The sequence below is a fragment of the Arthrobacter sp. SPG23 genome (assembly GCF_000876655.1).
Lineage (GTDB): Bacteria > Actinomycetota > Actinomycetes > Actinomycetales > Micrococcaceae > Arthrobacter.
The window spans coordinates 1-6430 of the sequence record NZ_JYCN01000030.1; the positions used below are offsets into that span (position 1 = coordinate 1).

Annotated in this window: 3 protein-coding genes and 1 rRNA gene; all 4 read right to left on the bottom strand. The window is 65.1% G+C overall.

What is annotated here, in order from left to right:
• Positions 1–337: 337 nt before the first annotated feature.
• On the bottom strand, positions 338–3487 hold the full coding sequence (locus tag TV39_RS20270; protein ID WP_082049928.1) for a glycoside hydrolase family 2 TIM barrel-domain containing protein: 3150 nt from the start codon (positions 3485–3487) through the stop codon (positions 338–340).
• A 152-nt stretch (positions 3488–3639) separates the two neighbouring features.
• Positions 3640–4398, bottom strand: coding sequence for a glucose 1-dehydrogenase (locus TV39_RS20275; protein ID WP_043485308.1), 759 nt, complete (start codon positions 4396–4398; stop codon positions 3640–3642).
• A 184-nt stretch (positions 4399–4582) separates the two neighbouring features.
• Complete coding sequence (locus TV39_RS20280) at positions 4583–5608, bottom strand: LacI family DNA-binding transcriptional regulator (protein WP_052500645.1); 1026 nt, start codon at positions 5606–5608, stop codon at positions 4583–4585.
• Between the two features lie 394 nt (positions 5609–6002).
• Positions 6003–6119 (bottom strand): 5S ribosomal RNA (gene rrf, locus TV39_RS20285).
• Positions 6120–6430 lie beyond the last annotated feature (311 nt).

Here is a 6430-nt window from a genome sequence, read left to right on the forward strand (position 1 = left end):
ACAACATCTCAGCCGTGGATCGCTCCGGAGCAACTTTTCTAACTTACCCGATCCCGGACCGCTTTGCAAACCGGCGTTTCCGCCATCCACAAGCACCACAGGAAGGGTCCCCGCCCGGTTTCCGCACGCCATAACAGCGCCGTTTTTCAGGCCATTCAGAAAGGGGGTCGGTCGCTATCTTTCCGCATCAGCGGCGGCGACTCGAATTACTTTACACGCCCACAGCACCCCACACAAATCCACCCCCAAACACACGGAACACACCGAAAAACCCCGCAACGGCGGGGTTTTTCGGCCTGATCCGCCGCTTAGGGACGCTCCGCGGTGCGATACGGCTTTATGTGGACTGAGTCACAGCGAAGACGAACGAGAATTCGGCCTCACGCGGCGCCAGCCGGTAGCCTTCCAGCACTCCTGGACCGCAGGCCGCAGTTCCGACTCCGTGCACTGCGTGATCGAGGTACACGTAGCTGCGGCCGTCCGGAACAAGGTCGGGCCGATGGGTCGCGGCATCCAGTACCGCCAGGCTGTAGGGGCGCACGGTGAGGGCAAAAAGCTCGCCATCGATGGTGAGCCGGCCGGCGTCGAGCTCCAACGCTGCCGAGTACACGCCGGAACGTGCGCCCGATTCCTGAGGCCGGACGTACTCAACGTCCATGTCCTTCAACGGCAGGTCGTACCAGCCAAGCTTCGTGCCCTGTCCCGTATCCGGGTAGCTATGGTGCGGCCCTTGGCCGAACCACTCCACGGACTTGGTGGCCGAGCCCATCACGATTTCCACGCCTATGCGCGCCCACGGCACTGGCCAGCCGGCGTTGACCCACGAGCCGACCGGCTTGACCGTCGTTTGCAGGCTGACGGTGTCGCCGTCACTGGTCCAGACGTATTCGGCGAGTACACCGAACTGCTTACCGGCGGCAGCAACCCGCGTGCGCACCACAAGCTCCTCGCCGCCGCCTTCCGCGGGCCGGGAGGAAATGCCGACAAGCCTCACATGCATGCGGTTAAGCCCGGCGTCCATCCACTGTGTGGCTACGGGGCGGGGATCCGGGCTGCCCCATTCAGCTCCCAGGTCGTTGTCCGTGGGTGCACGCCACAGTAGGAGCCGGAGACCCTCGACGGCAGCGTCGCCCAACCGGACAGGCTGACCCGTCGCCCGGTCGAATACAGCCGGCCCCAGGCGAAGAAGATCACCCTCCACCTCCACACCGGCGCCGGCGGCGCGCTGTGAGGCACCGGCCTCCGGCGCCAAAGCACCAACCGCAGTCGGGGCCAAGGGCAGATTGGCAGATTCCTGGCCCCACGCGACCTCGTGGCCCGCGTCGGCCCAGGCGGTATCTTCCGTGAGGACTGCCGAAACAGTCAGCACCGCCGGCGTCTGCCCCGTGCGTTCCAGCAGTCCTGCCGGCAGCCGCACAGCGGCGGATTCCTGCGGCGCCACAGGCGCAACGTCAACCAGACCGCCGTCGACCGTTTCGCCGTCGGCCTCCACCGTGTACCGGAACTCCAGCCCCGACGTGTCAGCGAAGTCGAAGCGGTTGGTGAGCGTGAACCCTGACCAGTCCGCCGCCACCTCAATGGTCAGTGGCTCGATGACCTTCTTGAAATCGAGGAGTCCCGGGCGCGGCACACGGTTGGCGTCCACCAGTCCGTCAGTGACGAAGTTGCCGTCGTGGACTTCCTCGCCGAAGTCGCCGCCATAGACGAAATATTCCTGCCCGTCAGGGCCTGTTCGGGTAATTCCGTGCTCCAGCCACTCCCACACGAATCCGCCCATCAGCCGCGGGTGGCGGTGAAAAAGCTCCTGGTATTCGGACATGCCGCCCGGGCCGTTGCCCATGGCGTGGACGTACTCGCACAGGACGAACGGCATGGCACGCCGCCGGGCGTCAAGGTCCGCATCATCGAGCGGAGGCTCCACGCCCTGGCCGATCAGCTCCGTTTCCGCCTGGCTTGCGTACATCCGGGAGTACACGTCCACGTAGGCTGAGCTCCAGTCGCCCTCGTAATGGATGGGCCTGGAGGGGTCTCGGAGTTTGGTCCAGCGGGACATTGCGGCCAGGTTTTCGCCCGTGCCCGCCTCGTTGCCCAGGGACCATATGACCACCGACGCGTGATTTTTGTCGCGCTCCACAGTCCGTGACATCCGGTCCACGAGGGCCGCCTGCCACTGCGGATCCGCGCTGGGATTCTGCTTCCAGCCGCCTTGTTCGAAGCCGTGCGTCTCAAGGTCGCATTCAAGGACGACATAGAAGCCAAGCTGGTCCGCCAGCGCCAGGAGGTCAGGGTGCGGCGGGTAGTGCGAGGTCCGGATGGCATTGATGTTGTGCTGCTTCATCAGCCGCAGCTCGCTCTCCATGACCTCCCTCGGCACCGCGCGGCCCAGCTTGGGATGGTGTTCGTGACGGTTGACGCCGCGGAGCAGGATCCGCCGGCCGTTCACCTTGAACTGGGCATCCTCGATGCTGATGCTGCGGAAACCGAGCTGCACCGAGACCGTCTCGCCGGCCGTACTGACTGTGGCGTCGTACAGCCGCGGCAATTCTGCCGACCACGGATCGACGCCCGGGAGCCGATGCTCCTCCCCGGCGGGCAGTTCCAGCCCCAGTTCCGGAACGCGCACGACGGCGGCAGCCGGCTGCCCTTCCCGGCTCGCCTCTACACGGAGGATGCCTTCGCCGCTTCGATGGTCGTAGTCGGCGTGGACGAAGACGTCGTCGAGCCCGTCCGACGGCCGCGCCTGCAGCGTCACGTCCCGGAAGATGCCGGGCAGCCACCACATGTCCTGGTCCTCCACGTAGCTGGCTGCCGAGAATTGCGCCACCTGGACCGCCAGCACGTTCCGGCCGGGCACAAGGACCCCCGTGGCATCGAATTCGTGGGCGAGCCGGCTGCCGCGTGTCGTACCCAGCAAGGTGCCGTTCAGCCACACGGTTCCCGCAGACTCAATGCCGTCGAAGCGGATCAGCGCTGCCGGGAAGTACTCCGGCCCCGCCTCGAACTCGACGAAGAGGTCGCCGACGGGATTGGCGTCCGGAACATGCGGCGGTTCCACAGCAAAGGGGTACTGGACATTGGTGTACCAGGGTGTGCCGTGGCCGTGCATGGGCCAGCTGGACGGTACCGGGAGGTCGCCGAAGTCCGGACGGTCACCACCCGACTGCCAGCCGTCCTGGGGCGCCTGCCGGATGCCCGCGTGAAGCCTGAACTTCCACACGCCGTTGAGCGACAAGCGCGGCGCATCGCTCTCAAGGTAGGACCGTGCCGGCATCGTGCCTTGCGGGGGAGCCACGGAAGCTAACTCCGCGACTTGCTCGGCGGCGATGTCGAGGGGACGCCCGGGGGCGTGCGCCGTCTGGCCGTCCGCGGCCTCGGTCCCGGCATCGGGGCCGGCCTCGGTCTCGGCCTCGGGGCTGGCCTCAAAGCCGGGGCCCGGACCGCTGCCTGCTGCGAAGGTGGGGCTGGCGGTGGTCGGCTCGACGGGCATGATGGTCCTCGGGTTTGGGGGCGGTTCCGGTGAGCGTGCGCGTGCACGACTGCGACGGAATGATTTCGTGAACGTTCACGTTTCATCGATCGTACGCGAATGCAGCGCGCTTGGAAAGAGTGAGTAAGCACCTGAACCAGACTAATTTCCTGTCAGACCGGCGAGCCCCCGGTAGGCTCTGGCGCCACGGTCCCGGCGGTTTCACCGCCGTCGATCAAGAACTCCGAGCCCGTAATGAAAGAGGATTCGTCGGACGCCAGGTACACCACCAGATCGGCCACTTCGCGCGGTTGACCGATCCGGTGTAATGGCACGTGGCCAGTGTCGAACGTCATGCCCGCTGTCATGGGTGTCTCAATGACGCCCGGGTGGACTGAGTTGACGCGGGTTCCGGACCCTCCAAGGTCGAGGGCCGCACTTTTTGTCAGCCCGCGGACGCCCCACTTCGACGCTGTATAACCGGCCAGGCTTTCGTATCCGCGGACACCGGCAATTGAGGAGATATTGATGATCGAGGCGCGTCCGTTCGACGCCAGGGACGGCGCCGCGGCTTTGATGCCGTTGAAGACGCCGGTCAGGTTGACGTCGATGATCCTGGACCATTCTTCATCGGCGTACTCATCAATCCGGCCAAAATTCACGATGCCGGCGTTGTTGACCAGCACGCTAAGGCCGCCGAACTCGGAGACAGCGGCATGCACCGCCTGCTGCCAGTCCGTTGGACTCGTCACGTCGAGGTGGACGAAGCGCGCATTGTCGCCCAGCTCCGCGGCCAGGTCGGCCCCTTCCTGGTCCAGGACATCGCCGACGACCACCTTTGCGCCCTCTTCAAGCATCCGCTGCGCTATGGCGGCTCCGATCCCGCGCGATCCGCCGCTGATGAGGCCTACTTTGCCGTCCAGCCGTCCCATCCCCGCTCCTGTCCCAGACTTGATCTCGAGCCGCCGGTGGGCGGCTCGAGCGGCAGGACTCCGGCAGCCCGGGCAGCTGCACAGTAGCCCCGTCACCAGCTTGCCGTCTGCGGTACGCAGCCAGAAGGGCACTTCGACTCATAATGGCAGTCTCGTTCGCCCTGCTAACCGGAGCAGTGCGGCGTCAGGCTGTTTCCCGGAGGACCAACCGATGCTTCAGGGTCAGGCGCGACGAGGGTGATCCCGGGCTGACGGCCCCCGAGAGCAAACCGTCAAGAAGTTCGACGGCGGCCCTTCCGACCTCGCGCAGGTCCAGTGCCATGGTGCTGAGCTCGGGACTCAAGAGCTCGCCGAGCGGGATACCGTCCATGCCGATGACGGCACAGTCCTCCGGCACCCTGCGCCCCGCAGCGAAGAGTGCCTTCAGGACGCCGGCGGCCATCAGGTCGTTGAAGGCAAGGATCCCGTCCGTCTCCGGATGGTCCCGAAGAAATGCCGCCGCTGCTTCCTTGGCCGCCTCTGCCGTCTCATCCGCAACCACGAGGGACCACGACGTCCCACGCTCGTTCAGCCGTCCAGCGACGGCCTTCCCGCGGACGGTGCGCGGGGCCCGTCCGCCGTTTTCAGAGGCTGACCCGGCCTCCAGATAGGCGATGTGCCGCTGTTTCGTTTCCAGCAGGTGATCCACAGCCAGCATCGCAGCGTGCTGGTAGTCAAAGTTAATGCTGCCGGCCGCACCGACCTCAGCTTCATCGAGGACGATTAGCGGACGGCGGCCCAGGACGGCCTGCGCCTGCTTGGCGTAGCCCCCGAGGTAACCAATGACAGCATCCACTTGGGGAGCCAAATGCTCAACGGCGTCCAAGCCGCTGCGGCCGCCATGACCGTAGTCGTCCACCACCACGTGCCAACCTCGGAGCGTGGCGAGTTCCACGACGCTTGAGGCAAACGCCGGGAAATACGGGTTAGTGAGATCCGGGATTGCCAGGCCCACGGACGTCTTTGCTCCCTGGACGAGCCCTTTAGCGAAACGGCTCGGGGTGTAACCGAGTTCCTGCGCCAACTCTCGCACGCGCTGGCGGGTGGATTCCTTGATCCCCGGCATGCCATTCATTGCCCGGGTGACAGTTTGGCGCGAAACCCCGGCCGCCGCGGCCACGTCAAGGATTGTGGCCGGCTTGGCCGGATATCCGGGCGGAATGTGGCTCATGAAGTGTAAGTCTAGGGGCGGCAGTGAGAGAGCGTTGCCCAAAAGGCTGCAACTAGTGAGAGAGGGTCTGGTGGTGGGTGGTTGCGTCGGAGGGGGAAGGAGACCCACGGCAGGGGCCGGGTGGCCCACCCCTCGCCTTGCGGACGCTCTCTCGGTTGTTGCCGGGTTTTCCGGGACGTTCTCCCGGTTGTGGCGGGGTTCGACGGCGGTGGCCGACCGCAGGGTGCCCCGGGCCAGGGCCGCGGGGTGAGAGAGCATCGCCCGGGACGGGGGCCTTAAGGGAGAGAGGGTTGCCCGGGAAGGGGGCCTTAGGTGGGAGAGGGTGCTGGTGTGGTGTGGTGGTTAAAGTGGGAGAGCCCCAACCGTGTGGTTGGGGCTCTCGACCTGAATGATGTTCCGGCGGTGACCTACTCTCCCACACCCTCCCGGGTGCAGTACCATCGGCGCTGTGGGTCTTAGCTTCCGGGTTCGGAATGGAACCGGGCGTTTCCCCCACGCTATGACCGCCGTAACCCTTGCTCCACAACCCCTGGTTAGGGGTCGGGAAATCTGGTGGTTACAACATGCTCTGCCTGTTAGGGCAGTTGTGGTGTTGTTATGTAATTATCGGTTCTCAAGCAACGGGTTTGTTGGTTGGGAACCACATAGTGGACGCAAGCAGTCTTGTTCTCTTTGTACCGCCCCTGGGTGCAAACCCCTTTTGAATGGGTTTGCAAGGGGTGGTGTGTGGTGTAAGTTATCGGCCTATTAGTACCGGTCAGCTTCACGAGTCGTTAGTCCTCGCTTCCACATCCGGCCTATCAACCCAGTGGTCTGGCTGGG